Source organism: Metabacillus halosaccharovorans (genome assembly GCF_002019635.1).
GTDB classification, from domain to species: Bacteria; Bacillota; Bacilli; order Bacillales; family Bacillaceae; genus Metabacillus; species Metabacillus halosaccharovorans.
On sequence record NZ_KV917371.1, the window covers coordinates 264,020 to 288,615 of the forward strand.

The following is a 24,596-nucleotide window of genomic DNA, read 5'->3' on the forward strand; positions in this document are numbered from 1 at the left end:
TAGTTTAATAGATTATCAGACATAAAACTACATATTTATAAATAAATTTAATAAAAACAGGTAAAATGATACAGATCCTTCCTTTTTACTATACAAAATTTTACATAGACAGACAATCATTCTATTTCTGCTTTCCGACTCGCTTCTTAATCTATTATCCTTTTAATTTTTATTAAACAAAAAAAGTCAGAAACTGTGTTCTGACTTTTATATCATTATTTTTATTTGAGACTGGATTCAGGTGAGATAATAGGATAAAGGATTCCCCCTAGTGCAAACGACATTTTTCCTGTTTCTTCTGAAATGATGAGTACTAAAGCATCGGTCATCTCCGTAAGGCCAATACCTGCCCTATGTCTTGTTCCTACTTTCTCTGAACCAAAATCCTGGTTTGTTAAAGGCAATACATTGGCAGCGGAAATAATATAATCTCCCTTCACTATTATTGCTCCATCATGCAAAGGATTTCCAGGATAGAAAATACTTTCGATTAAGCGATTGGAGATCGTTGCATTTAATGGAATGCCTCCCTGAATATGGCCAGAAACTGGGTTTTCTCTTTCTACAACAATTAATGCCCCGTGTCTTTTTTCAGCCAGATTTTGAATCGCCTTAGCGATCTCTATGTATTGAGTTGTGAATTTTTCTATATAAGCTTTTAAATAAAAGAAAGACGCGGAAGATTGTATTTCATTAAAGAGATCTCTTATATGAGCAAGCTCACATAAGAGACAATATTCTTTCTCACCCAGTGAATTTCTCATTGTTTGTGTTTCATCAATTATTTGACTTAGGTGAACAGCAATGTGATGTTTGATAGATGTAAATGTTTGATTTTGTTCCAAAATGCTCAATCCTCCCTTTTGATTAGTCTTTTTCATTCATGCTATTTTATGATTTTTTTACTTTGTGTATTTTTTCCATTTATCGAACCATACTACATATAGGAGGTGTACGCATGATTACTCAAAAGATTCTTCAATATACCTTTAGTATTTTAGGTGTCATATCCTTAGGTTTTTTTTATTATCAAATGTTTAAAGGTGAGTCACGTAAATCTGATAACAATCAGCCGAAATAAACTACTATTTGTCTTTTTCATGTTATAATGCAACAGGTATCTTTTTGAAATGAGGATGTAACATGAAAATGAAAATTAACGTAATACACAAGAAAAAAATAATTTATCTTTCAAGTATCTTATTCCCGATTCTCATCACTCAACTAGGTCTTTTTTCGATGAATTTTTTTGACACAACTATGTCAGGCAAAGTACATCCAAATGACTTAGCGGGTGTTGCGATTGGATCCAGTTTATGGGTTCCCGTTTATACCGGTTTAAGTGGAATTTTATTATCGGTAACCCCTATTGTTGCCCAGCTAGTCGGGGCAAAAAAAACAAAAGATGTTCCGTTTATGGTAGTTCAAGGCCTGTATGTTAGCATTTTTATTTCCGTTCTTATTCTTATTTTAGGTTTTTTTGTATTGGATCCCATCTTATTAAATATGGGTCTTGAAAATGAGGTTCGCTATATAGCCAAGTGGTATTTAATTTCATTATCACTGGGGATTTTCCCTTTATTTTTATACGCAGTGTTAAGATGTTTTATTGATGCGTTGGGGTTTACAAGAGTAACAATGATTATCACACTTACTTCCTTACCAATAAACTTTGTATTCAACTACTTGTTTATCTTTGGGAAATTTGGATTTCCTGCTCTTGGGGGAATAGGTGCCGGTATTGCATCTGCCATAACTTATTGGTGTATTACGGCAATTGCAATCTTTATCGTTAACAAACGATCTCCTTTTAAGGAGTACTATATTTTTAAGACGTTCTTTCCTATTTCTTTTAAGGCATGGGGAGAAATTTTAAAAATAGGTGTACCTATTGGACTTTCCATATTCTTTGAAACTAGTATTTTTGCTGCTGTTACACTACTGATGAGTCAATATCACACCGTTACAATTGCCTCACATCAGGCAGCCATTAATTTTGCTTCTTTTCTTTACATGCTTCCGTTAAGTATTTCTTTAGCTCTTACTATTGTCGTCGGACAAGAAGTTGGGGCAAAAAGAATAAGGGATGCAAGACAATACAGCTATATAGGTATAGGATTAGCGCTCATGCTTTCCCTCATTTCTGCTGCACTGATTTATTTCTTTAGACCGGAAGTTGCGTCACTTTATACTTCTGATAATGCCGTACTTAAGCTAACACAGGATTTCTTAATTTATGCGATTTTCTTTCAATTATCGGATGCGATAGCTGCACCAATCCAAGGTATCCTAAGAGGATATAAAGATGTAAATGTAACATTTATTATGGCTCTCATTTCTTATTGGGTAATCGGACTTCCAGTTGGATATCTTGTTGCTACGTATACTCCTTTGGATGCGTTCGGATATTGGATTGGTCTTATATCTGGGCTTGCCGCTGGAGCAATCGGATTATCTTTTCGACTATTTAAAATCCAACGAAAATATGAAGTGTTAATTACAGAAGATAATTAGAACCCAGATTATCGCCAAATTTCAATCACAAAGTTTCTGTTTTTACCTTACCCAACCATAAAAAAGAGTGTCTTATCTTCAGATGAAGTATGGACTAACCTAAATTAGTGAGACAATATAAAACACCTACGTAAATGTTACACTGTAAACAGGTACATTTATCGGAGGTGTTTTTGCGTGGGCAAAAATGTGTATACAAGTGAAATTAAATGGGCGGTTGTAAAAGATAAACTTGAAGGAAGGTTAACCACAAAAGAAATCATGGAAAAGTACAATATAAAAAATAAATCACAAGTTGAGACCTGGATGAGATGGTATAAGAAGGGCGAGATCTATCGATTTGATCAACCAATTGGGAAACAATATACGTTTGGTCATGGACCAGAATCCGCGAGAGAGGATGAACGAATTAACAACCAAGTTACCCACTTGAAAATGGAGAATGAAATCTTAAAAAAGTATTTAGCGATGAAAAAGGAGTGGATAAAAGAGTAGTCGTACAGCTAGTAGGAGAACTGCGTAAACAATACAGCGTAATAGCTATTTTAAAAGTTTTAGAGATTCCTCGTTCTACATATTACCGTTGGTCGAATGGAGTTAACGAATACAAGAATGAACATGAGGATTTAATTATTGAGATATGTAAATCGACTAACTATAGAAATGGGCATCGTAAGATAAGGTCTATTTTAAAGCGTAAGCATCATATCCACTTAAATCGGAATACGGTCCAAAAAATCATGCAAAAACATCACTTACAGTGTAAAGTGAAACCGAAACGCAAATGGAAATCTCAAGGGGGAAGTGAAGTAATTGCTCCCAATATCCTTAATCGAGATTTCAGTGCAAGTAAACCAAATGAAAAATGGGTTACGGACATTACGTATCTTCAATACGGCAGTGAAACGTTATATCTTTCAACAATCATAGATCTGTTTAATAATGAAATCGTTGCTTATAAACTTTATAATCACCAACAAATACCATTAGTAATTGACACACTGGAGGCTGCCTTAATCAAACGTGAGTATCCGGAAGGAGTCATTATCCATTCTGATCAAGGTAGCGTATATACTTCCTATACTTTTCAAAATTACGTGAAAGAAAATCATTTGATCGGAAGTATGTCTAGGAGGGGAAATTGTTGGGACAACGCAGTAATTGAATCGTTTCATTCTAATTTAAAAACAGAGGAATTTCAGTATTGTAAGTTTAATTCTTTAGCCAATTTGGAGGTAGTATCAAAGATTGATCATTATATCTATCACTATAATGAGGAAAGAATTCAAGAAAAATTAGGCTACCTCACCCCAAAAGAATTCGGAGTTATGGCAGCCTAATAAAAGGGGGTGTTTTATATGTGTCTCATATAGCTAGGTAAGTTCAAAGGCCATCTTTTTTATACAGGTAAACTAGCCATAATACTATTATAAAGCCTAAAACAAATATATAAGGTCCCTAATATAAAGATAAACCAAAAAAGAACATGAAATAAAACCAATCCTACTAATGAAAAAGATGTCAGTGTTTGACTTATCTTATAAACGATATAGATGAAATATCCAATTGTTGAAAGAAGAAAAATCGCAATAATAAAAATTGGATACTGTACGGCAATTAAAGATAAAGAGCCACCTATTAAATAAATAGCTGATCCACCTCTAATTTTCGTTAAGTTTTCCCCCGCAACATCTTTCGAAAAAAACAACAGTGAAAGCTCTGTTACAGTGTTCGCAATTAGTTTTAATGCAGAAAAAACCATAAAATACAAAAGAGCAAAAAGAATAAACAAAGCCAATTTTATTCCGTTATTTGAGAAAAACTCAAGCATTCCATCATAAATGCCAAATGTCTGTAAATAATCAATGACAATCATAACTGTCGAAATGGAAAGAGATGCACTAAAAAGTAAAATCGTTATAAGTGGGAAATAACTTGTAAAATATGTGTTTTTCATGGTCAAATTCCTTACTATATAAAATGATCAGATCTACTTAATTATGAAGTAGAGGAAAGGTTTTGACAAGGCTATGACGGACTTCATCAAAAAACTTGTGACACACATACGAAAACAGGATGTATTTACCCCACATCCTGTTAACGAATTACCACACGAACATATTCCCGTGGTCGAAACTTTTCAAAGACATTCGCTTCCTCTGTTAATTTTTCAATGGGTGTTTCTGTATTCGTTAACCGAATTGCGGAATCGTCAAATGAAACAGTTTCTACATATTCTCTTTTTACTTTTTCGTTCACGTACCAAGCACCACTGAACAAGGATGAAAATAAGCACCCTGCGACAAAAATCTTTGTTTTGTGCATGGAATCACCTCAAGTTTAGGATGCTCTTTGGACTTTTATAATATACAAGTCATCAGAAATTTGTTATCATTTTTATGTTCATATGAACCTGAAATGAGCAATTTTTGCTATCATTTCATAGTTGTCCACAATCTGGAACATAATAAATCAGTAAATGTAAGTACTATTTTTTTCTTTCCTTTAACTGATAAACCAGATGAAATAAGAATACTGTAAGGAGGTTAAAAAATGACGTTATTACATGTGGCCATCTTATCGCCCTTTTTGCTCGCCATCTTGATTCCGTTCCTGTATAAGTTTTTCCGTCAAATACATACAGGCTGGTTCGTGCTGGTTTTACCAGTCATACTCTTCACATACTTTATACAATTTATTGAAGATACTATGCACGGACACACCATTCTCCAAACGATGGAATGGATCCCTTCTCTCGGTATTAACTTTACAGCATACATAGATGGTCTGGGACTATTATTTGCCTTATTAATTTCAGGTATAGGTGCGTTAGTTGTTCTTTATTCAATTTACTATCTTTCAAAAGATAAGGAACAGTTAAACACCTTCTATGTGTATTTGTTATTGTTCATGGGAGCAATGCTTGGGGTTGTCTTATCTGATAACTTAATTGTACTTTACACGTTCTGGGAGATAACTTCTCTTTCTTCTTTCCTACTCATTGGGTATTGGTACAATCGAGAAAAATCGCGTTATGGTGCACAAAAATCGATGATCATCACCATTTTTGGCGGACTACTCATGCTTGGTGGTTTCATCATGCTTTACATCATGACAAATACCTTCAGCATTAGAGACATAATTAGTCAGGTACCAGAAATAACAGATCATACATTATTTGTACCTGCACTCATTCTTGTGCTATTCGGGGCATTTACAAAGTCAGCTCAATTCCCGTTCTATATTTGGTTACCAGATGCGATGGAGGCACCAACGCCTGTCAGTGCCTACCTCCACTCAGCTACAATGGTAAAAGCAGGGATTTATCTAGTCGCCCGTTTCAGCCCTGTATTCGCTGGTACACCTGAATGGTTTTGGATTGTGTCATCCTTTGGAATTTTCACAATGTTCTGGGGATCCTTTAATGCGGTAAAACAAACCGACCTTAAAGGCATATTAGCATTTTCAACTGTCAGTCAATTAGGTATGATCATGTCCATGTTTGGAATTGGATCTGCAGCACTTGTACTTGACTCTATCGATAACAGCTACTATACAGTAGCCACATTGGCAGCAATCTTCCATTTAATTAATCATGCTACCTTTAAAGGAAGTTTATTTATGGTTGTCGGCATTATTGATCATGAAACAGGTACACGTGATATACGAAAACTTGGCGGATTAATGAGTCTTATGCCGATAACTTTTACCATTTCGATTATCGGAGCTTTTTCAATGGCAGGTTTACCTCCATTTAACGGATTTTTGAGTAAAGAAATGTTCTTCACAAGTATGATACGAGTACTTGAAATGGATGTATTTAATATTGAAACCATTGGTCTTCTCTTTCCGATTATAGCTTGGGTTGGAAGTGTCTTTACCTTTATCTACAGCATGGTATTAGTTTTTAAAACATTTACAGGGAAATATCAACCGGAAAAACTAGAGAAGAAACCGCATGAAGCACCAATTGGTATGCTTATTTCGCCAATCATTTTAGCTTCACTAGTGATAATTTTCTTCTTCTTCCCTAATATCTTAGCTTATACCATTATCGAACCTGCGATGGCTTCGGTTATACCTGCATTATTAGGAGAAGAAGGACATTTCCATGTTCATATTTATCCTTGGCACGGGTTTACGGTTGAGCTGTTTATGACAATTGGTGTCATTGCTTTAGGAGTCATTGGCTATTTATCTCTTACAAAATGGAGATCCGTATATGGCCTGTTCCCAAAAAAGCTTACGCTTAACAAAGGATATGACGCAGCATTGGTTCAGCTGGATAAATCCTCTTTCCGTCTAACAAGATTTTATATGACAGGATTTATCAGAGATTATCTAGCTTATATTTTTACGTTCTTTATTTTAATATTAGGAACTTCCCTTGCTCTAACCGGTGGTTTTTCCTTTTCATTAGCCGATACAGCACCAGTTGGAGTATATGAGGCTGTACTTGCCATCGTCATGGTAATTGGTACAATTACTGTTTTATTCTCTAAGTCACGATTAACAGCAATCATTGCGTTAGGATCTGTCGGATATTCATTATCCCTGTTCTTTGTATTATTTAGAGCACCTGACCTTGCATTAACACAACTTTGCGTAGAAACAGTTTCTGTAGCTTTATTCTTGCTTTGCTTTTATCATCTGCCGGAATTTAAGAAAAAAGAAAAGAAACTGAATTTCAAACTAACAAATCTTATCATTTCATTAGGTGTTGGAACAATTGTTACACTTCTTGCATTAGCCGCAAATAGTCAACGTGTAAATGAAACCATTTCAACTTACTTTGTTGAAAATAGCTACAAGCTTGCAGGCGGAAAAAATATGGTTAACGTCATTCTTGTAGATTTTAGAGGCTTCGATACATTATTTGAAATAACTGTATTAGGAATTGCTGCTCTAGGCATTTATGGGATGATTCGCTTAAAAGTCAGAAAGGGGGAAGAAGGGTGAAGAAAAACATTAAAACAAATGATGTGATCTTTCAAACCGCTACAAAGGTTATTGTGTTTATCATCATCCTCTACTCCTTACACCTCTTCTTTTCCGGACACTATACACCGGGTGGAGGTTTTATTGGTGGATTAATGACGGCAGGAGCTTTAGTTCTTTTACTGTTGGCATTTGATATCAAGACCGTTGTAAATACGTTACAGCTCGATTATATAAAGCTGACTGCTACCGGGCTGCTCATAGCTGTTCTCACTGGGATTGGGTCATTCTTCTTTAAAGTCCCATTTCTAACTCATACATTCAGCTATGTTGAATTACCATTTTTGGGTGAAACTGCTTTAGCTACAGCTGTTTTGTTTGATCTAGGTGTATATCTTGTTGTTATTGGTGTAACGATGACCATTATTCAAACGATAGGAGAGACGGAATAATGGAAATACTAATGTCTGTTGTTGTCGGTATTTTATTTTCTGCTGCAGTTTATTTAATGTTATCTAAAAGCTTATTACGAATTATCATCGGTACAGGTTTACTTAGTCATGGAGCCCATTTACTCATCTTAACAATGGGCGGTCTGAAAAAGGGAGCTGCACCGCTACTCGGAGAACATGCAGAAGTCTATGTTGATCCACTTCCACAAGCGTTGATTTTAACTGCAATCGTTATTAGCTTTGGGGTAACTTCATTTTTCCTTGTTCTTGCATATCGCTCATATCAGGAATTAGGAACAGATGATATGGATCAACTAAGGGGAAATGATCAATATGAATAACTTAATTATTTTACCTATTGTCATCCCATTACTGATGGGGATTATTCTAATCTTTTTCAATAAAAACATAAAAATTCAAAAATGGCTAAGCGCGATTGCATCCTTAGCTAGTGTGATCGTTGCGGTTATTATCGTTCAAACTGTTCATACAAACGGAATTCAAACATTAGAGATTGGAAACTGGGTACCACCTTATGGGATTGTTCTAGTTGCTGATATGTATGCTGCTCTTTTAGTTTTAACTACTGCAATTATTGGCTTCACTTCCCTGTTATTTGCCTTCTCCTCAACTACTGCTGAGAGAGAAAAATTTTACTTTTATCCTGGTGTACAGTTCCTTCTACTAGGTGTCACAGGAGCATTTTTAACAGGAGATATATTTAATCTGTTTGTTTTCTTTGAAGTCATGCTGATGTCATCCTATATGTTAATTGTCTTAGGAAGTTCAAAGAATCAACTTAGAGAATCAATAAAATATATTCTTGTGAATGTCATCTCTTCTGCCCTTTTCGTCATTGCTGTGGCTTATCTTTATGCCTTAACAGGAACATTAAATATGGCTGATTTAAGTGTAAGAATTGCTGAAATGGGTCAATCAGGGTTATTAACGGTCATTGCCATTCTTTTCTTAGTTATTTTCGGACTAAAGGGCGCAATTTTTCCGTTATATTTCTGGCTTCCCGGTTCCTATCAGGCACCGCCTGCTGTCGTAACTGCACTTTTTGGAGCATTACTAACCAAGGTCGGAGTTTATTCCATCACACGTGTTTTCACGCTTATTTTCTATCATGAACCGACCTTTACTCATGAGATTCTTGCATGGTTATCCGCATTAACGATTATTTTTGGAGTGATCGGGGCAATTGCCTATTGGGATATAAAGAAAATCGTGATCTATAATATCATCACTGCCGTGGGAGTCATTCTCTTTGGTGTTGCGGCAAATACACCAAATGCTATTGAAGGATCTGTTTACTATCTTGTTCATGATATGATTATTAAAGGAGCCTTATTCTTCCTGGTCGGAGCTATTGTAGCCATTACAGGTACGAGTAATTTACGAAAGTTTAGTGGTTTAATTGCAAGCCATCCCTTATTGGGCTGGATGTTCTTTATCGCTGCTTTAGCCCTTGCCGGAATACCACCGTTAAGCGGATTTGTGGGAAAACTTAAAATTGTTCAAGGCGGGTTCGAAGCTGGTGAATATACGATTGCATTTGTTGTTTTACTTTCAAGTTTATTGGTTCTCTATTCTGTCATGAAGATTTTCATACATGGATTCTGGGGAGAACCAAATAAAGAGGCAATTGCACAAACATCACCAAAAGGGTTACTCTTCCCAATTGCAATTCTTTTAGCATTATCTATTGCGTATGGTTTCGGTGTAGAATTTTTATCACCTTATATATCACAGGCTGCCGATACTCTACTTGATCCATCAATTTATATTCAAGCCGTATTGAAGGAGTAGTGCATATGGCATTTCAAATTTTACTTAACGTTTTCCTAGCGTTTATATGGATGTTTCTATCAAATGATTATTCTTCCCTGGCATTTTGTAAGGGATACTTTTTCGGGTTTATCATTATCTTTGCTCTAAGACGTTTCTTTGATCACCGCTTTTATTTTTTAAATATTATAGCGGTCATCAGACTTATTGGTATCTTTCTGATCGAGCTTATTAAATCCAATATCTCTGTGTTAAAAGTCATTCTATCTCCAAAGCTAGAATTACGTCCGGGTATTTTTGCTTTAGAGACAGAATTGAAAAAGGATTGGGAAATTACGATTTTATCCAATCTGATTACTTTAACTCCTGGTACACTTGTTCTCGAAGTTTCTGAGGATAATAAGACCTTATATATTCATGCAATGGATATTGACGATGTTGAGCAAGCAAAGCTTGATATTAAAAATACGTTCGAAAAGGCGATTAAGGAGGTGAGCCGTTAATATGTTTAAGATTATCATGACCATTTCACTTATTATCGTGGCATTCTCAACACTGTTATATGTTTATCGGTTAGTGAAAGGTCCTTCAACTCCTGATCGCGTTATTGCTTTAGATGCAATCGGAATTAACTTAATTGGTATTACGGCTATTATCTCCATTGTCCTTGACACAAGTGCGTTCGTAGAGGTTATCCTTTTATTGGGAATACTGGCATTTATCGGAACAGTTGCCTTTTCTAAATACTTGGAGAAAGGAGAGATTATCGAGAATGATCGAAATCAGTAAATTCATTGTAGGTTATCTTATTCTTCAAGGAGCCATTTTGAGTTTAATAGCAGCAATTGGCGTTATTAGACTTCCTGATGTATATACGCGTAATCACGCAGCATCTAAAAGTGCAACATTAGGAGTTATCAGTATTCTGTTAGGTTTATTTCTCCAGTACATTCTCATTGATCATCATGCGAATTCAAGAGTATTACTAGGGATTATTTTTGTCTTCGTCACTGCACCGGTTGCAGGACATTTAATTAGTAGAGCGGCTTACAATACAGGAGTCCCTTTATGGAACAAAAGTGTTCAAGATGATTTAGCCAAAGTCCGTTCCAAACAAAAAAGTAGATGAGCCATGTGCTCGTCTACTTTTTTTGTTTAACTATGGAAAGGTTATAAATTATATATTCCTCTTTAAAATGGCTATTGTACATCTTGAAAGACATATCAGTTCGTTTCCTTCATCAACGATCTTCACTTCCCACACCATCGTTGTTTTACCACGATGTACAGGTTTGCCATAAGCAGTAACAATACCTGATTTCTTTCCACGTATATGATTGGCATTAATTTCAAGGCCAACACAAGCCTCTGCTTCCTGATCTATTAAATGAAAAGCACCAAAACTTGCCACAGTTTCAGCTAAAGCGACAGATGCCCCTCCGTGTAACAAACCGAATGGTTGATGTGTACGATGATCAACAGGCATCGTTGCAATAACCTCATGGTCTGTCACTGAAACCAACTCAATTCCCAGTGCTTCCATTAATGTATTCTTCATATTCAATTCCATTGGAATCCCTACCCCGCATTCAATTTATTTCCTTAGCACATATACCACAAGAGTAAAATATCCACAAATTAAAAGTAATACCGGCCACACTGCCATAATATCCATCATAACCTCCTCTACTCGTAAAGGTATAATTAAGATCATAAAGGATAAACATCATGGCAATGTTGAGTCTATGTTTAGGTTTTGTAAAATTTTAGAAAAGCACAAGACGCTGAGCATAAGGCCATTGAAATGAGCCTTCAATTCCTATTTCCATAAAATTTTATACTTTTTGATCGCATAAAAAATGTGAAATTAATCGATTACCCCATTGGATTTCGCGATCAATACCGCTTCTGTCCGACTACTAACATTCAATTTGTTAAAAATAGATGTTAAACTGTATTCTATTGATCTTTTACTTAAATGAAGGTTATCAGCAATTTCTTGATTTGTAAGTCCTTTTTCTACTTCTTGCAGAATGGCTTTCTCCCGCTCATTAAACACTTCTTCTATCGCTTCAGAGTGCTCTGCATGAACCTGATTTTGTGACAGCAGCTTTTGAAAGAATTGATAGGGTACAACAATATCTCCCTCTATTGCAAGTCGAATATATGTAAGTAACTTTTGCTTTGATTCTGTTTTACTAATTGCACCATGTATACCCAGTCGAAGTGCCTCTTCAAAATAATCATCAACATCATAACCCGTGTAAAGAATGACTTTACACGTTTGTTTCATTTCTAATATCGTTTTAGAAAGCTCCATTCCATTAACTTCACCTAAGTTTAAATCCATTAAAATAACATCAAACGGTGAAAAATCCAGCTTTTCGAAAGCTTCCTCAGTGTAAGGCGGATTTAAACAATCCACTTTTACACCTTCCTCAGCTTCCAAGATTGCTTTCGTTCCTTCTCTAACCGCTGGATGATCATCCACAACTAATATGTGTATCATAAGAACTCCTTTCAGAAAACCTATTTGCTACATTAAGGCAATTTGGAATAGAAGGTTTTCCCTTCCATTCCAAATTGCCTTATATTCAAGCCTTGTAAAAAGGGACTTGGTAGTTAACCAAGTCCTATTATATTTCAATATCTAATTTTAGACCATTGCCCAGTGAGGTTTCAACAGAAAAAGAGCCCTTAAGAGCCTTAACTCGCTCACTTATACCTGAAAGCCCCATACTCTCTGCTTTATCTTCCAATTCACTAGGCTCAAAGCCAACTCCATTATCCTCGTAATGAAAAACGATTTTGTCTTTTATACAAACTAAAATAATGAGAACATTGGTTGCCTGTGAATGCTTATGTGCATTTGTGAGTAACTCCTGGACAATTCGATAAATATTCAACTGTGCATCAATATCTAATGTTTTTGTGAAGTTTCCTGTATTTAATCGGATATCAAAGTTCACAATTTCTTGATATTGAGCTACTAATTTATTTAAGGCTTTTACAAGACCTAAATCGTAAAGTAACTGAGGACGTAATTCCTGGCAGGTTTCTCTTGTTGTTTTTATAATTCGTGTCATACTACTATTCATGTTTTGCAACTGACTTTTTAATCCTTCGTCATTTGCCTCAGCAAGCGCTAATTCACACTGCCTTTTTAATGAGACTAAGTCTTGTAAAACAGAGTCATGCAAATCCTTCGCTAAGTTAGAACGCTGTTTTTCCTCAATTGAAAATAAAAGCTTTGTTAACCAGCCTGGATTTTCCCCTTCTGTTTCAACCTTTTGTAAATGCTGCATCAACTCATCAATTTTTAAGAAATTTTCCAACGAAACATTCGTATAAAAGGATAATGTCTTTAACCATGATATTTCATCGCGAGTAAGAATCGGCGTATTCAATATAGATAAACAAACTAATACATAGCTGCGATCCTCTGTTACACCAATGTTAATAATAAACCCTTTATCCACTTCTCGTATCTTACCCACTTCATTAGATACATCTTTAATTTCAGTTACATATGACCCATAATCGGCTTCCTTAGCATGTGGATCTATTGATCTTATATTCCTTTGCTTGTCTACTTCAACAAAATAAGCCTTACTAACAAGTAACACATCAACAATCACTTGTTTTAGCTCAGAAATAACCTGATCTAAATTACTCGCCTTTCTGATACTTTCAGTATATTTAAAAATACTATCCTGATAATTGTATTTTTCAGAAAATCGTTTGAGCCTAAAACGGAAGTCGAAGATTTCTTTGATGTAGAAAACTGAAATCATAGAGAAAAAGATAGCAATAGAAAGCTTTATTTGATAAAAATTAGGATCATTTTCTTTTAAGTTAAGCATGATTCCTACAATCACAAAGGTTGGAATAACCGCCAATAATGAATAATATCTAATTCGCCCTAGTAAGAATTCAATATCATATATTTTAGTGGCTAAAAATTGATATACGAGTGAAAACGGTATAAGTAATAAAAATGCTGCTAGAAATGTTGGCGGGAAAACATAATCTTGAAATATAATATACGGTAGCACATATAAAAGTAAAAATGGTGAAAATGCTAATATATTTGTCACGATTAACACTTTCACTATATAAGCCTGCTCTGAATATTTTATTTTTTTCAAACCAACAAATTTCAGTACAAAAGTCATAACTAGCATTATAAAGAAGGAAATTAAATTTATGATTTTGTTAGTTTGACTACTGTACCCAATTATATCTTTAACAACTTCAAGTAATAAGTTAATTGTTACAATTATATAACCAAATTTTATATAGTTATGGCTAAATAAATTTTTCCCCAGTTCAATAAAATATTGATATAAGAAATGCAGGTAAGTCACAGGTACTAATAAAAATAAACACAAGTTTACATATCTACAAATAATATCACCTTTTGACGAACCTGTTGCGCTAAGATAAGCCACTGCAATAATTAACAAAAACAAATTCAATAAGTTTGCAGATCTAAGGTTTGCCCTTTTATTTGATTTATAAATATAAAAGCTGCAAAATAAACACAGGGTTAAAACAGTAAAAGGAATAATTATTATAAGTAAACTTTGCGTGCTAAATATTGTTTCATTTAAAACTGTATACTCGTTAATAACACCATCTCTTCTAAGGGAAAATGAGTCTACTTTTTCAAGTACATGGTAATCAGCTATAGGTTTATGCTTTAAAGGATTATCTCCGTCAACCTCAACAACTACATCTCCTATAAGGATTCCTCTTTTTTCAGCCCAAGAATTAGGTTCCAGATTGGTTATAATGATTTCTTCATTTTCATTTATTATTACATTTGCTCCAACATAGGGATGATTAATATTCAATGTTATTATATAAATAGAAAAGACTATGCTAAGGACAACAAAGAATATAAATGTTTTGTTGAAGTTACTATGCATTACAAACACCCTTCATTAGCTTTATAACCAGTAAGTACTTAATAATTTCCCTGCTTCCTTAATCCCCTCAATCAATCCTAAAACATCGTCCAAATCTACACCTAGTAAACTAGCTTCTCCATTTACTACTTTTTCTAATACATCAGGGTTTTCAACCAGAAAGTTTACGATTTCTTGCATAGTTATCTCTCCTTGTTTTCGGGATTTAATTTTATGATCAAATGAGCAATTAAACGCTCACTTTGATTATTATCAATTGGTAATTGCCTGATCATCCGGGTTGCTTTGTTGATCGCAATTTGTTTCATAACATTTAAGTATTGAGCGACTCCGGCATCTATCAGCTTTTGTTTAAGTTTTAACGGGCTGCCAAAGTATCCGGTAATTGGCATGCCACTAGTGAAGCCTTCTAAAATTTCTATGGCGTGATCATTGTATTTTTTTTGAAGATATAGATATGCCAGTGATTTCTTTTGTGAAGATACATCATTTTTGAGTGGATTAAATAGATCTCTAAAATCATTATCGATTTGTGCTGCAATACCTAATTGATAAGAATATTCTTCTACAGCTGGAGAATTTGTGCCGGCAAGCAGCATGCCACTTACTGAGGCAAGGGCTATTAGTGAACCGGACTTTTTTTTCATGACTTCCAAACAGTCTTCCTCAGTTAATATAGAGTTTTTTAAATCTACATGTTGTCCTTCCATTGCTTGAATCGAAAATTTGATGAATGCTTCTAATATCTGATACTTAAGCGAAGATTGAAGGGATAAAACAGCGAGCTTGCTCAATGTATACAAAGTCGTTGCAGCATTAAGGGCTATTGGATGTTCAATTTTCATCCAAGGCTCGTCCACATTATCTAAATCTTCAAGATCATCAAGCATATCAAAAGCTAAAACAAGAAGTTCTACCGCAGCTGCTAATTGTGTAATTTCCTCATCATTTCCACCAAAAGATTGATAATGGATCAGTGTTAACTGTGCAAATGGAAGACCCTCTTTATTCGTTAAAAAAGAGAGTAAAAGATTCTTTAATTCAGTATTATTCACACAAGAGGTAATGGTATTAATCATTTGTTGTTTCACTACCTTAGATGATATTTCTATTCCAATCACCTCCATATGCTTATATTACTATATACCTGGTATTTTTAGTAGAAAAAGAATCTATTTTACCTATTATCTAATACATTTTTACCCCAACGACCAAAATATGTCAAGAACAAAAGCGCAAGCCCCTTGATCAGCCCCGACAAGCATAAGACGCAAAGGAATAGAAGACGTTCTTTGTCTTCAATTCCTTTGTGGCTTATGACCTCGAGGGGCTAGGCGCTGGAGCTGGATGTCGCGCACTTATCCACAGTTCAAGAATTTTTTATAATTTCCTAGACAATAAAAAAAACTTGGCTATCAGCCAAGTTTCTTAAGATACATTTAAAAATGCGTATTTATCATATTTGTCAATACTTTTATTAAGTAGTTCAAGCGACTGTTTCGATTCTTTTAGCTCTTTTTCAATTCGAAGTAATAACTCCGTCATTTCATCAATTTTCTTCTGATTCACAGTTTCACACTCCTCATAGATTGGTAACAAAACCAAACCAGTTTAACGTGTTTTCATATATTAATTTTAATTCAAATACGATCTGTACGCACCGAAAATAATTCGTAAGACATAATGCGTGATACCGCAACTAAAACGCAATAGTCCAAATTATACATTTTCGACACTACCTTTATTGTTCTTTTCACCTGTTTTATGTCATTTATGGATAACCAACATACTATTCGGCATTGTATACCTACTATAAGGGGGTACATGGAACGAATCAAAAAAAAGATCCGCACGTTTATAACATGCAGATCTCTACAGATTATTTTTATACAGTTAATATGTTCGTTTCAAAAATATGATGCGCCTCTTCAATTGCTAAATTCATCAATTCAGCTTTCTTTTCATTAGGTCCATGATACTCTAAGGTGTAATCTTCTATACCTGTCTTTGAAAACAAGCATTCCATTGTTACTTTACAATTGTCCTTTTCCACCGAAAACACCGCAACCATCTTATCGTCTAGTACAAAAAATGTTGGCTGCCTACGCATAGAGTGTTCAAGACCTCCTTTTAAGTATCAAATCAAATTGTTGAGGACATTCAATTTTTGCCATTCTACCAGTACAATTCTACATAAATGATCTTATTCCTTCCTTTTCTTAATCTATAATAAAAAATGAGTGCCCGTTAGACTAACTGGCACTCACTTTCATTAATTTTGAAGCCCATTCAATCGCTTTTATATAAAAATGATTGATTACTTCTTGAGGAATCGGTAAGTCTTTGATATCCCAAACCGCTTTTTCGATTTGGATAGACCAAACTAATACCTTATGTAAATCGTTTTCCTTTCCAAGAAGGGCATCTTGTATATCATCTGATAGCGGCAAATCTTTTAGTACCTCTGAAATACTTCTGTGCATCAATGTATCCATTAAAGAAAACATGCCTGTTAACATATAAGGAGCAGAATGTGAGTTCCCTAGATAATGAGCAATTTGTTCGCACAATTTCCCACGAACCAAAGATAATTTAATAACCTCCTGCATGTCATGATCATCAGGTTCTTTCATGCTCTTTAGTGATAATACATAAATCCACTTTTTTAATTCATTTAACCCCAGTAAAACAATCGCCTGCTTAATTGACTCAATTTTATTTACAGGACGAAATGCGGGAGAATTGATTAGCTTTAGCAACTTGTATGAAATGGAAATATCTTGTTCAATGGAATTTGCGATCATATCTATATCAGGCTCTGTTTTTGATAGTTCAGCTAATATGTGATAATACGTTTTTAGATATACAGGTACATCATGACTGGAAATAATATTAGGACGACTAAAAAAATAGCCCTGAAAATACGTGTAACCAGCATGTTTTGCAAATAAAAAGTCATCTCTCGTTTCGACCTTTTCAGCCAGGAGCGTAATATTGTGCGGCTGATATTTTCTTACTATTTCTCTTTGAAACTGTTTCGTTGTTTGAAGAAAATCAACTTTAATAATATCAATATACTGTATCAGTTTTGGAAAGTAATCAGATTGCTCTTGTATTAAAAAATCGTCTAAAGCAATTGTATAGCCTAATTCCTTTAATTCCTTACAGGTGGAAATTAAGTCCTCATCTATTGCAACATTCTCTAATATTTCAACCACAATTGAACCTGGATTAAAAAAAGTCGGTACTTTGGACTTTAATAAACTTTCGGTGAAGTTAACAAAACATCTCTTTCCCTCTGACAGATCATGCAACCCTATATTCAAGAAACTATTGATAATCACTTCTGTAGTCGCTTGATCACCATCAATCTCTGGAAAGACATTTTCATTACTCCCTCTATATAGAAGCTCGTAGGCAATAGCTTCCTCTTTTAAGTTAAAAATTGGCTGTCTTGCGACAAAAACTTCCATCATTGATCCCCCATACAACATAACCAATAATTTCTAATTAACTCTATTCTACTACAGATTTTTAAATAGTGAATCATTTATTTATGAATATTTTCTTATATACACAACTATTATCCTATATCTCTAAAATGTTCAATCCTATATTTTTTTATAAAAAACGAAGAAATGTTAGTGTTAATTTCAACCAACCAAAGAAAGATAGCCACAGTGGAATACTGAGTAGCGTAGCCCAAAGCATTCCTTTAAAAAAGTTTTCTTCATGCATACCTCTCACACCCTTGAAAAGAGATTATTAGCTATATTTTTTCCATAGAGCTTCAATATAAAACATTTAGAAAACGCTTACATTATGTTTTTTATTATTATTAGTAACAATATTCACCTATTGCCTTTTCAATTCCTTTAATAACTCTTCATCAATTTCCAACATTGTTTTTAACCGTCTGTATGCTCACCCCTCAAAATTTACTGGCATATAGTAGTTACATATGATGTAAGGAGTGAAATCAATGCCTGCTATTGATGGAGAACAATACTTAAACCGTATGAATGAACTGAAGCCAAATGTATGGATAAAAGGTAAAAAGATACATGGCATAATATCTCAACATCCTGCTTATAAGGGAGCTATGCAAGCAAAAGCATCTCTTTATGATTTGCAGCTTTCTCCTGAGCTGGTTTCAAAAATGACGTATCCATCACCTGCTACCTCACAAAGAGTGGGATTATCTTTCTTACAACCAAAGACAAAAGAAGATCTAGAGTTCAGAAGATTTATGATAAAGACATGGGCAAAGAAAACAGCTGGACTAATGGGAAGAACCCCCGATTACTTAAATACGGTTATGATGACCTTCGCCTCTTCTGCCTCATTACTTAAAGAGCAAGATGAAGAGTTCTCCAAAAATTTGTTGAAGATGTATGAAACAGCTCGCGAAAATGATCTTTCCTTTACCCATAGCTTTATTAACCCGCAAGTAAACCGCTCACAGAGCTATGAAGAACACTTGACTCAACCAATTGCTACTAAGATTATGAAAAAGACTGCAGATGGCCTAATTGTTCAGGGAGCAAGAATGTTGGCTACACAGGGCGGCATGACCGATGAAATTTTAATTTTACCGACTGGACAAAGTGATGAATATGCCTTTTGCTTCAGTATTCCAACCGATACTAAGGGAGTAAAATTTATTTGCCGTGATTCTTTTATTCAAGATGAATCGACCTTTAATCATCCACTTTCTTCTCGTTTTCATGAAATGGATACAATGATTGTGTTCGATAAAGTATTAGTTCCTTGGAATCGTGTCTTTTTTTATCATCGGCAAGACTTGGCTCTTAAGCTCTTTTCAAGAAGCAGCTTCACTCCACATACTCTTCATCAAGTTATTATTAGACAAATAGTAAAAACCGAATTTATCCTTGGTTTAGCACAGAAAATAGTTATGACATTAAATATCACAGAATACCACCATATCCAAGATAAAATCAGTGAGATGATTATTGGGTTGGAAACAATGAAGGCTTTACTGGATCGTTCTGAGCTCGAGGCGAAAATTGATGAATGGGGAACAATGGTACCAAATAGTCATTCTTTATTTGTTGCGTCTAATTTATTTCCTAAACTGTATCCGCGTATGATGGAGATTATACAATTGATAGGGGCAGGTGGTTTGGTAGCCATTCCATCTGAAGAGGATTTTGCTTCTGACATATCCACAGACATTAACCGTTATTGTCAGGGATCTGCTTGTGATGCCAAGACAAAATCGAAATTATTTAGACTTGCTTGGGACCTAACGATGAGCTGCTTTGGCACACGTCAAACTCAATATGAACGTTATTTTTTTGGAGATCCTGTTCGATTATCTTCAACACTTTATAATGGATATCCTCGGGAAGAATATATTCGTGAAGTAGAGGAATTTTTAGAGCTATGAATAGATAAAGAGGCCTTTTGATTTAAGCCTCTTTCTTTTATGCTATTACATTTCACTAACCCACTGTTGTACTTTTCTGGCTAGTTCATCTGCTGTCTCCTGTTCCGTATTTTTTGGTAATGAAGTAATTAAACGACTGTACAGCTCGTCCCTTTTTTCTTCATACGAAATTGTAGTAGACCATTCAATTTCAGGTATTGCGATTAAGCTGTATTCCTCTTTTTTATTTTCATAAATATACACATTTGTAATAGTAATATTGTCGTTCTTCACATTTGCTTTTCTGATTTTCATTCGAACCATCCTTTCCACTATCTATGAAAATATTATAATCGATGTCCAAACGAATTTCAGCTGTCAGAAATTTGCTAGTAAGAAATAAGAACTGCTTATCAAGCATCCTTCACTAGATAAGCAGTTCTTTATGATTTAAAAATTAAAAATGTTAGTTTGATCTATTACATCACTATCTTCGAATTTTGTTATATTAAAAACATTTTGTGTATTGGTGAAATCTCCCGTATTAGCTACACCAGAGCCTAAAGAGGTCTTATCTGATGATTTAGGAGATAAACTAAACGTATCTCCAACCTTAAAAACTGCAGAACTATCGATTCTATTTAATTCAATGGGACCAACAAAAGCCGGCATTAACTTTTCCCCTTCCGTTATCTAAATGAATAATAATTTCAATACATTATCTTATGTGTTTGGTAAAAGAAGGGTTCTTGCCTATTCGTTTACATGACTGCTAATGATATCCTCCCTGGACTTTGCTCTTAATCTAATCAAGCGTACCACATTCAATGTAACGGCTTTTAAAACAGCATAAGTAGGTACTGCTAGTATCATCCCGATAATTCCGCCAAAACTGCCTGCTCCGATTAACAATAATATTATGGTTAATGGATGAGTGTTTAGGCGTTTTCCAATAATGAGAGGAGATAAAAGATTCCCATCAAGCTGTTGTACGACGGTCACAACCAGAGCTGCAAGCAATGCTTTTGTAGGAGAGTCCAGCAAAGCAATCACAACCGCTGGTGTAGCACCAATAAATGGTCCAACATATGGAATAATATTGGTAACTGCCACTACGATACCAAGAACTAAGGCATAATCTAAACCAATGATCATATAACCAATATAACATCCAAGTCCAACTGCTAAAGACACAATCAGCTGTCCTTGAATATACGTTGCAAGTGTTTCGTATAAGTCTTTTAAAATTTTCAGACCCTCTCCACGGTATGTGGATGGAAATAGTTTTACTGCTTCACCAGGAAATTTATGACCATCCTTTAGCATGTAAAATAGAATAAAAGGAACAGTAATAATTGTTAACGTGATATTTGTTACGACACCTAATAATTTGGAAAAGCTTGAAGTAATATTTTCCGGTAAGCTTGTTGCATAACCAGTTAAAGTCTGTTCGATTTGATTTAATGACACATACTCCTGCTCCATTAACCAAGTGAACCAGTGTGATTGAGACATACTTAAAATAAAATCCGTGATTTCTCTAGCATATGTAGGAAAATTACTGATTAAGTCTGACACCTGTTGTGTAACAATAGGTCCAATGAAAGAAATAATACCAGTTACAACCCCAACAAACACAATATACGGTATTAAAATGGCCAATGTTCTGGGTACCTTGTTTCTTTCGAGTAATTTTACAAGGGGATTAAAAATAAAAAATAAGATCCCGGCAATCAATATTGGAAAGAATAAGGTCGAAGTAAATACAATAATCGGCTCAAATAAGAAAGAGACCTTTGTACCCACATAGACAATTAAAAGCAATAATAAAATTTGTAATGTCCAAAAATGAACCTTTGATTTTAACACACATTCTCCTCCAGTTTTTATTCTGCCTTTCGTCAACATTATAGGCATGAAAAACCAATATTAACCAAGGCATGATCAAGTATATAAATTTATACGTACCAAAATAAAAATTGTTTCAACTTTTTTGTTATTTCATCCTATTAATCTATATACATTTCTATACTTTGCTCATCTTGCTATCTTCATCTTATCTTCTGTTAATCTTGCAGTCAAACATTCAACAGCATATCCTTTGAACACTTGGATACTGAAAAACAGACCTTTATTGGTCTGTTTCATTGTATGGACTAAACAGATTGGCGATATTCAGACATAATCTGCTCAATCGTATAATCCAAACGTTCTATTTGTTTAAAAGCATCCTCATACTTCATCTTGCGGTAATGATGTTTACCAAATGGTTCCTCATCCATTTCATCTGCTAGTCGAACAATTTGTTGTAATGTGTTTTTCTTCATAGAATTTTCCGGTAAATATGAATCAGTATGCAGGAGAATCGCAAGAGCAATTTCCTTGGCATATTTCCGGTCCTCACCAAGCCTGATTAAGAGCTTATGAGCACGCTCAGCACCTTTAATCGCATGGATATCATTTTTGACATAGGCATCATAATCCCATTCTCCATCGGTATACCATTCATAATGTCCAATATCATGAAGTAATCCCGCCTTAGCGGCTAGGTCAGGATTTACATCATACTTATTAGCGAGCTGAACAGCATATTGGGCAACAGTAATTGCATGTGAAACACCTGAACGGGTTAAATATTTTTGTGCAATAGGATGTGTAAATATATCGATCAAGCTTACTCGTCGCATGGTAACCCTCCTATTTTTCATGTTGGTCAATCTTACTATATAACTATAACGCTATACGTTTGATATTCAGAATAATCTAACACATTTATAAAACTTCTTCAAGGAAATTGTTATTTTATCTACCGTGTTTATCCCTGTTAATAATGGATGCTTTTATTATTTATATGATATGAATTGAATTTTGTAACATTCCGTTCTAAAAAAGGGTCTTTGATTACGGTAATCGAGTAGAGGGAAAAATAATTTAATTTTTTTCGCCCCTCTCACACCACCGTACGTACGGTTCCGTATACGGCGGTTCAATTTATATTACAGTGTGTACTTTTAGATAATGATCTAAAGCAGAGGGAAGTCCCCTCTGCTTTAGTCTTTTATTTGAGATTGCTCTTTGAACAACTTTCGATAATCCGATGTATCGATAACCTCTTCGACAGAAGGTTAATCCCTTCGCCTCTTCCTCAGGGATTCCTAATTGGATAAGCGATTTGATTCGTTTCTTCGATACCTTCCATTGCTTCCAGATGATGACTCTAATTCTGGAGCGAAGCTTCTTATCTATCTCAGTCATTGCTTTTTTCATATTCGAGATTCTAAAGTAGTTAACCCACCCAAGTATGACTTGTTTTAGTTTTAAGGTTCGGTAGCCTAGCGAAACACTCCAATTTCGCTTTGTTAATTTTCGAAGCTTCCTTTGAAATTTTTGTATTGACGTTGAATGGGGTTTTACTTGGTATTTCTCATTCTTAAAATCGTAATAATATCCAAATCCTAAGAATTTCAAATCTTTTGGACGGGAGATTTTACTCTTTTCTCCATTCACTATTAACCCTAATTTATTTTCTATAAATCTCACGATTGATTCCATCACTCTATTCGCTGCTTTCTCACTCTTCACGAAGATTAGGGCATCATCAGCGTATCTCACGAATTGAAGTCCTCTACTTTCTAGCTCCTTATCCAGTTGGTTCAACATAATATTACTCAGCAGTGGGCTTAGGTTTCCTCCTTGCGGAGTTCCAACTGGTGTTTCTTCATATCTTCCATTCTCCATAACTCCACTGACAAGATATTTCCTTATAAGGGAAATGACATCTCCATCATCTATTGTATTAGAGATGATCCGCATGAGTTTATCGTGATGGACTGTATCGAAAAATCTTTCAAGGTCAATATCCACAATCCAATCGTATCCGTCATTTAGAAATTCCAAGCTTTTAATAATTGCCATCTCACAACTTCTTTTTGGTCTAAATCCATAACTGAATTCACTGAATTGCTTTTCAAATATTGGACTGAGAACTTGATGAATGGCTTGTTGAACTACCCTATCCACTACTGTTGGTATTCCCAATTTGCGCACCTTACCATTCTCTTTTGGGATCTCCACTCTTAAGGCAGCTTGTGGTTGGTACTTTCTTGTTCTGATGCGCTGACGTAGCTCATCCTTGTTCTCTCTCAGATATTGTTTCAGTTCATCGACCGTTATTCCATCGACCCCACTAGCACCTTTGTTTTTATATACACGCAAGTAGGCTTCATTCATATTTTGATTACTTAGAATTTGTTCTAAAAGTTCCACACTCGTTTCTCCTTTCCTCTCACGTAGTAAGTGATAGCTCCATTTTGGTTATCCTTTGAGGTACGCCCATACTTTCACCATTAACACATTCGGAGTATGTCACTTACGCATTCGTGGTGTTGAAACACTATAAATTGTTCAGCCCTTCATGAAATTACTTCACTACTATGGCTTCTGCTGACTTCTTGCGACTAACCTTTTTCGACTGTACCTTTTGTACATCCGCAAGATCTCCCAGGGTAAGACAACCATCTTTCCTCTTTTACTCGCCTGATCTACTTTACAAAGTTACGCACATCTTTTGGACTTTAA

At 34.9% G+C, this 24,596-nt stretch carries 27 protein-coding genes; 11 read left to right on the forward strand and 16 right to left on the reverse strand.

The window, feature by feature from the left end; all coding sequences use genetic code 11:
- Positions 1-221: 221 nt before the first annotated feature.
- Complete coding sequence (cdaS, locus tag BK577_RS01270) at positions 222-881, reverse strand: sporulation-specific diadenylate cyclase CdaS (protein ID WP_078431255.1); 660 nt, start codon at positions 879-881, stop codon at positions 222-224.
- A 77-nt stretch (positions 882-958) separates the two neighbouring features.
- Between cdaS and BK577_RS26550 the strand changes: the two genes are divergently transcribed.
- The 3 genes from BK577_RS26550 (at position 959) to BK577_RS01280 (ending at position 3,854) form a co-directional block, all read left to right on the forward strand.
- Positions 959-1,081: a hypothetical protein gene (locus BK577_RS26550; RefSeq protein ID WP_264195943.1), complete on the forward strand. Its 123-nt coding sequence runs from the start codon at positions 959-961 to the stop codon at positions 1,079-1,081.
- 68 nt (positions 1,082-1,149) lie between these two features.
- The gene (locus tag BK577_RS01275; protein ID WP_078433419.1) at positions 1,150-2,514 is read left to right on the forward strand and encodes an MATE family efflux transporter; all 1,365 of its coding nucleotides are present in this window, start codon (positions 1,150-1,152) and stop codon (positions 2,512-2,514) included.
- Between the two features lie 177 nt (positions 2,515-2,691).
- A protein-coding gene (locus tag BK577_RS01280) for an IS3 family transposase (protein WP_139367246.1) occupies positions 2,692-3,854 on the forward strand; the annotation gives its coding sequence in 2 pieces (ribosomal slippage) (positions 2,692-3,001 and positions 3,001-3,854; 1,164 coding nt in all).
- 59 nt (positions 3,855-3,913) lie between these two features.
- On the opposite strand, the gene BK577_RS01285 is transcribed toward BK577_RS01280, so the two are convergent.
- Both BK577_RS01285 and BK577_RS01290 read right to left on the reverse strand, forming a co-directional pair.
- Positions 3,914-4,471 (reverse strand): DUF5366 family protein, encoded by a 558-nt coding sequence (locus tag BK577_RS01285; RefSeq protein ID WP_078431256.1) that lies wholly within the window; start codon positions 4,469-4,471, stop codon positions 3,914-3,916.
- A gap of 140 nt (positions 4,472-4,611) precedes the next feature.
- Positions 4,612-4,839, reverse strand: coding sequence for a hypothetical protein (locus tag BK577_RS01290; RefSeq protein WP_078431257.1), 228 nt, complete (start codon positions 4,837-4,839; stop codon positions 4,612-4,614).
- Positions 4,840-5,067: 228 nt separating this feature from the next.
- On the opposite strand from BK577_RS01290, the gene BK577_RS01295 reads away from it, so the two are divergent.
- Genes BK577_RS01295 through mnhG form a run of 7 tightly spaced genes read left to right on the forward strand, consistent with a single transcriptional unit; the run spans position 5,068 to position 10,824 of the window.
- Complete coding sequence (locus tag BK577_RS01295) at positions 5,068-7,473, forward strand: Na+/H+ antiporter subunit A (RefSeq protein WP_078431258.1); 2,406 nt, start codon at positions 5,068-5,070, stop codon at positions 7,471-7,473.
- An 8-nt stretch (positions 7,474-7,481) separates the two neighbouring features.
- Entirely contained in the window at positions 7,482-7,904 is a 423-nt protein-coding gene (locus BK577_RS01300) for a Na(+)/H(+) antiporter subunit B (protein ID WP_078433420.1), read from the forward strand.
- On the forward strand, positions 7,904-8,245 hold the full coding sequence (locus tag BK577_RS01305) for a Na(+)/H(+) antiporter subunit C (protein ID WP_078431259.1): 342 nt from the start codon (positions 7,904-7,906) through the stop codon (positions 8,243-8,245). The genes BK577_RS01300 and BK577_RS01305 overlap by 1 nt, the downstream gene beginning before the upstream one ends.
- Positions 8,238-9,716 carry a Na+/H+ antiporter subunit D gene (locus BK577_RS01310; RefSeq protein ID WP_078431260.1) on the forward strand — a complete coding sequence of 493 codons (1,479 nt, stop codon included), beginning with the start codon at positions 8,238-8,240 and terminating at the stop codon, positions 9,714-9,716. The genes BK577_RS01305 and BK577_RS01310 overlap by 8 nt, the downstream gene beginning before the upstream one ends.
- Before the next feature lie 5 nt (positions 9,717-9,721).
- On the forward strand, positions 9,722-10,198 hold the full coding sequence (locus tag BK577_RS01315; RefSeq protein WP_026558992.1) for a Na+/H+ antiporter subunit E: 477 nt from the start codon (positions 9,722-9,724) through the stop codon (positions 10,196-10,198).
- 1 nt (position 10,199) lies between these two features.
- Entirely contained in the window at positions 10,200-10,484 is a 285-nt protein-coding gene (locus BK577_RS01320) for a Na(+)/H(+) antiporter subunit F1 (RefSeq protein ID WP_026558993.1), read from the forward strand.
- Positions 10,468-10,824, forward strand: coding sequence for a monovalent cation/H(+) antiporter subunit G (gene mnhG, locus BK577_RS01325; RefSeq protein WP_078431261.1), 357 nt, complete (start codon positions 10,468-10,470; stop codon positions 10,822-10,824). Before BK577_RS01320 ends, mnhG begins: the two co-directional genes overlap by 17 nt.
- 48 nt (positions 10,825-10,872) lie before the next feature.
- On the opposite strand, the gene BK577_RS01330 is transcribed toward mnhG, so the two are convergent.
- The 8 genes from BK577_RS01330 to BK577_RS01365 form a co-directional block, all read right to left on the reverse strand.
- Entirely contained in the window at positions 10,873-11,253 is a 381-nt protein-coding gene (locus BK577_RS01330) for a hotdog fold thioesterase (protein WP_078433421.1), read from the reverse strand.
- A 309-nt stretch (positions 11,254-11,562) separates the two neighbouring features.
- A complete protein-coding gene (locus tag BK577_RS01335) occupies positions 11,563-12,204 on the reverse strand; it encodes a response regulator transcription factor (protein WP_078431262.1) in 642 nt (213 codons plus the stop codon).
- A gap of 127 nt (positions 12,205-12,331) precedes the next feature.
- On the reverse strand, positions 12,332-14,626 hold the full coding sequence (locus BK577_RS01340) for a sensor histidine kinase (protein WP_078431263.1): 2,295 nt from the start codon (positions 14,624-14,626) through the stop codon (positions 12,332-12,334).
- Positions 14,627-14,647: 21 nt separating this feature from the next.
- Positions 14,648-14,806, reverse strand: a complete 159-nt coding sequence (gene comX, locus BK577_RS01345) for a competence pheromone ComX (RefSeq protein ID WP_078431264.1) — start codon at positions 14,804-14,806, stop codon at positions 14,648-14,650.
- A gap of 2 nt (positions 14,807-14,808) precedes the next feature.
- Positions 14,809-15,705: a polyprenyl synthetase family protein gene (locus BK577_RS01350; protein WP_169908054.1), complete on the reverse strand. Its 897-nt coding sequence runs from the start codon at positions 15,703-15,705 to the stop codon at positions 14,809-14,811.
- Positions 15,706-16,054: 349 nt separating this feature from the next.
- Positions 16,055-16,195: a DegQ family regulator gene (locus BK577_RS01355; protein WP_026558999.1), complete on the reverse strand. Its 141-nt coding sequence runs from the start codon at positions 16,193-16,195 to the stop codon at positions 16,055-16,057.
- Positions 16,196-16,511: 316 nt separating this feature from the next.
- Complete coding sequence (locus BK577_RS01360) at positions 16,512-16,736, reverse strand: hypothetical protein (RefSeq protein ID WP_078431266.1); 225 nt, start codon at positions 16,734-16,736, stop codon at positions 16,512-16,514.
- 142 nt (positions 16,737-16,878) lie between these two features.
- Complete coding sequence (locus BK577_RS01365) at positions 16,879-18,099, reverse strand: EAL and HDOD domain-containing protein (RefSeq protein ID WP_078431267.1); 1,221 nt, start codon at positions 18,097-18,099, stop codon at positions 16,879-16,881.
- Positions 18,100-18,608: 509 nt separating this feature from the next.
- On the opposite strand from BK577_RS01365, the gene hpaB reads away from it, so the two are divergent.
- The gene (gene hpaB / locus BK577_RS01370; RefSeq protein WP_078431268.1) at positions 18,609-20,039 is read left to right on the forward strand and encodes a 4-hydroxyphenylacetate 3-monooxygenase, oxygenase component; all 1,431 of its coding nucleotides are present in this window, start codon (positions 18,609-18,611) and stop codon (positions 20,037-20,039) included.
- 45 nt (positions 20,040-20,084) lie between these two features.
- Here the strand turns inward: hpaB and BK577_RS01375 are convergent, their stop codons facing one another.
- The 5 genes from BK577_RS01375 to ltrA all read right to left on the reverse strand — a co-directional run bounded on the left by BK577_RS01375 (position 20,085) and on the right by ltrA (position 24,284).
- On the reverse strand, positions 20,085-20,333 hold the full coding sequence (locus BK577_RS01375; protein ID WP_078431269.1) for a YueH family protein: 249 nt from the start codon (positions 20,331-20,333) through the stop codon (positions 20,085-20,087).
- 135 nt (positions 20,334-20,468) lie between these two features.
- Positions 20,469-20,690 (reverse strand): spore germination protein, encoded by a 222-nt coding sequence (locus BK577_RS01380; protein ID WP_078431270.1) that lies wholly within the window; start codon positions 20,688-20,690, stop codon positions 20,469-20,471.
- An 81-nt stretch (positions 20,691-20,771) separates the two neighbouring features.
- Positions 20,772-21,887, reverse strand: coding sequence for an AI-2E family transporter (locus BK577_RS01385; protein WP_078431271.1), 1,116 nt, complete (start codon positions 21,885-21,887; stop codon positions 20,772-20,774).
- 287 nt (positions 21,888-22,174) lie between these two features.
- Complete coding sequence (locus tag BK577_RS01390) at positions 22,175-22,705, reverse strand: HD domain-containing protein (RefSeq protein ID WP_078431272.1); 531 nt, start codon at positions 22,703-22,705, stop codon at positions 22,175-22,177.
- A 304-nt stretch (positions 22,706-23,009) separates the two neighbouring features.
- The gene (gene ltrA / locus BK577_RS01395) at positions 23,010-24,284 is read right to left on the reverse strand and encodes a group II intron reverse transcriptase/maturase (protein WP_078431273.1); all 1,275 of its coding nucleotides are present in this window, start codon (positions 24,282-24,284) and stop codon (positions 23,010-23,012) included.
- Positions 24,285-24,596: the final 312 nt, after the last annotated feature.

Bases quoted from the DNA above. Each gene is read 5' to 3' on its own strand.
- cdaS (WP_078431255.1), bottom strand. From the start codon at position 881: ATGAAAAAGACTAATCAAAAGGGAGGATTGAGCATTTTGGAACAAAAT.
- BK577_RS26550 (WP_264195943.1), top strand. From the start codon at position 959: ATGATTACTCAAAAGATTCTTCAATATACCTTTAGTATTTTAGGTGTC.
- BK577_RS01275 (WP_078433419.1), top strand. From the start codon at position 1,150: ATGAAAATTAACGTAATACACAAGAAAAAAATAATTTATCTTTCAAGT.
- BK577_RS01285 (WP_078431256.1), bottom strand. From the start codon at position 4,471: ATGAAAAACACATATTTTACAAGTTATTTCCCACTTATAACGATTTTA.
- BK577_RS01290 (WP_078431257.1), bottom strand. From the start codon at position 4,839: ATGCACAAAACAAAGATTTTTGTCGCAGGGTGCTTATTTTCATCCTTG.
- BK577_RS01295 (WP_078431258.1), top strand. From the start codon at position 5,068: ATGACGTTATTACATGTGGCCATCTTATCGCCCTTTTTGCTCGCCATC.
- BK577_RS01305 (WP_078431259.1), top strand. From the start codon at position 7,904: ATGGAAATACTAATGTCTGTTGTTGTCGGTATTTTATTTTCTGCTGCA.
- BK577_RS01310 (WP_078431260.1), top strand. From the start codon at position 8,238: ATGAATAACTTAATTATTTTACCTATTGTCATCCCATTACTGATGGGG.
- BK577_RS01315 (WP_026558992.1), top strand. From the start codon at position 9,722: ATGGCATTTCAAATTTTACTTAACGTTTTCCTAGCGTTTATATGGATG.
- BK577_RS01320 (WP_026558993.1), top strand. From the start codon at position 10,200: ATGTTTAAGATTATCATGACCATTTCACTTATTATCGTGGCATTCTCA.
- mnhG (WP_078431261.1), top strand. From the start codon at position 10,468: ATGATCGAAATCAGTAAATTCATTGTAGGTTATCTTATTCTTCAAGGA.
- BK577_RS01330 (WP_078433421.1), bottom strand. From the start codon at position 11,253: ATGAAGAATACATTAATGGAAGCACTGGGAATTGAGTTGGTTTCAGTG.
- BK577_RS01335 (WP_078431262.1), bottom strand. From the start codon at position 12,204: ATGATACACATATTAGTTGTGGATGATCATCCAGCGGTTAGAGAAGGA.
- BK577_RS01340 (WP_078431263.1), bottom strand. From the start codon at position 14,626: ATGCATAGTAACTTCAACAAAACATTTATATTCTTTGTTGTCCTTAGC.
- comX (WP_078431264.1), bottom strand. From the start codon at position 14,806: ATGCAAGAAATCGTAAACTTTCTGGTTGAAAACCCTGATGTATTAGAA.
- BK577_RS01350 (WP_169908054.1), bottom strand. From the start codon at position 15,705: ATGATTAATACCATTACCTCTTGTGTGAATAATACTGAATTAAAGAAT.
- BK577_RS01360 (WP_078431266.1), bottom strand. From the start codon at position 16,736: ATGCGTAGGCAGCCAACATTTTTTGTACTAGACGATAAGATGGTTGCG.
- BK577_RS01365 (WP_078431267.1), bottom strand. From the start codon at position 18,099: ATGGAAGTTTTTGTCGCAAGACAGCCAATTTTTAACTTAAAAGAGGAA.
- hpaB (WP_078431268.1), top strand. From the start codon at position 18,609: ATGCCTGCTATTGATGGAGAACAATACTTAAACCGTATGAATGAACTG.
- BK577_RS01375 (WP_078431269.1), bottom strand. From the start codon at position 20,333: ATGAAAATCAGAAAAGCAAATGTGAAGAACGACAATATTACTATTACA.
- BK577_RS01380 (WP_078431270.1), bottom strand. From the start codon at position 20,690: ATGCCGGCTTTTGTTGGTCCCATTGAATTAAATAGAATCGATAGTTCT.
- BK577_RS01390 (WP_078431272.1), bottom strand. From the start codon at position 22,705: ATGCGACGAGTAAGCTTGATCGATATATTTACACATCCTATTGCACAA.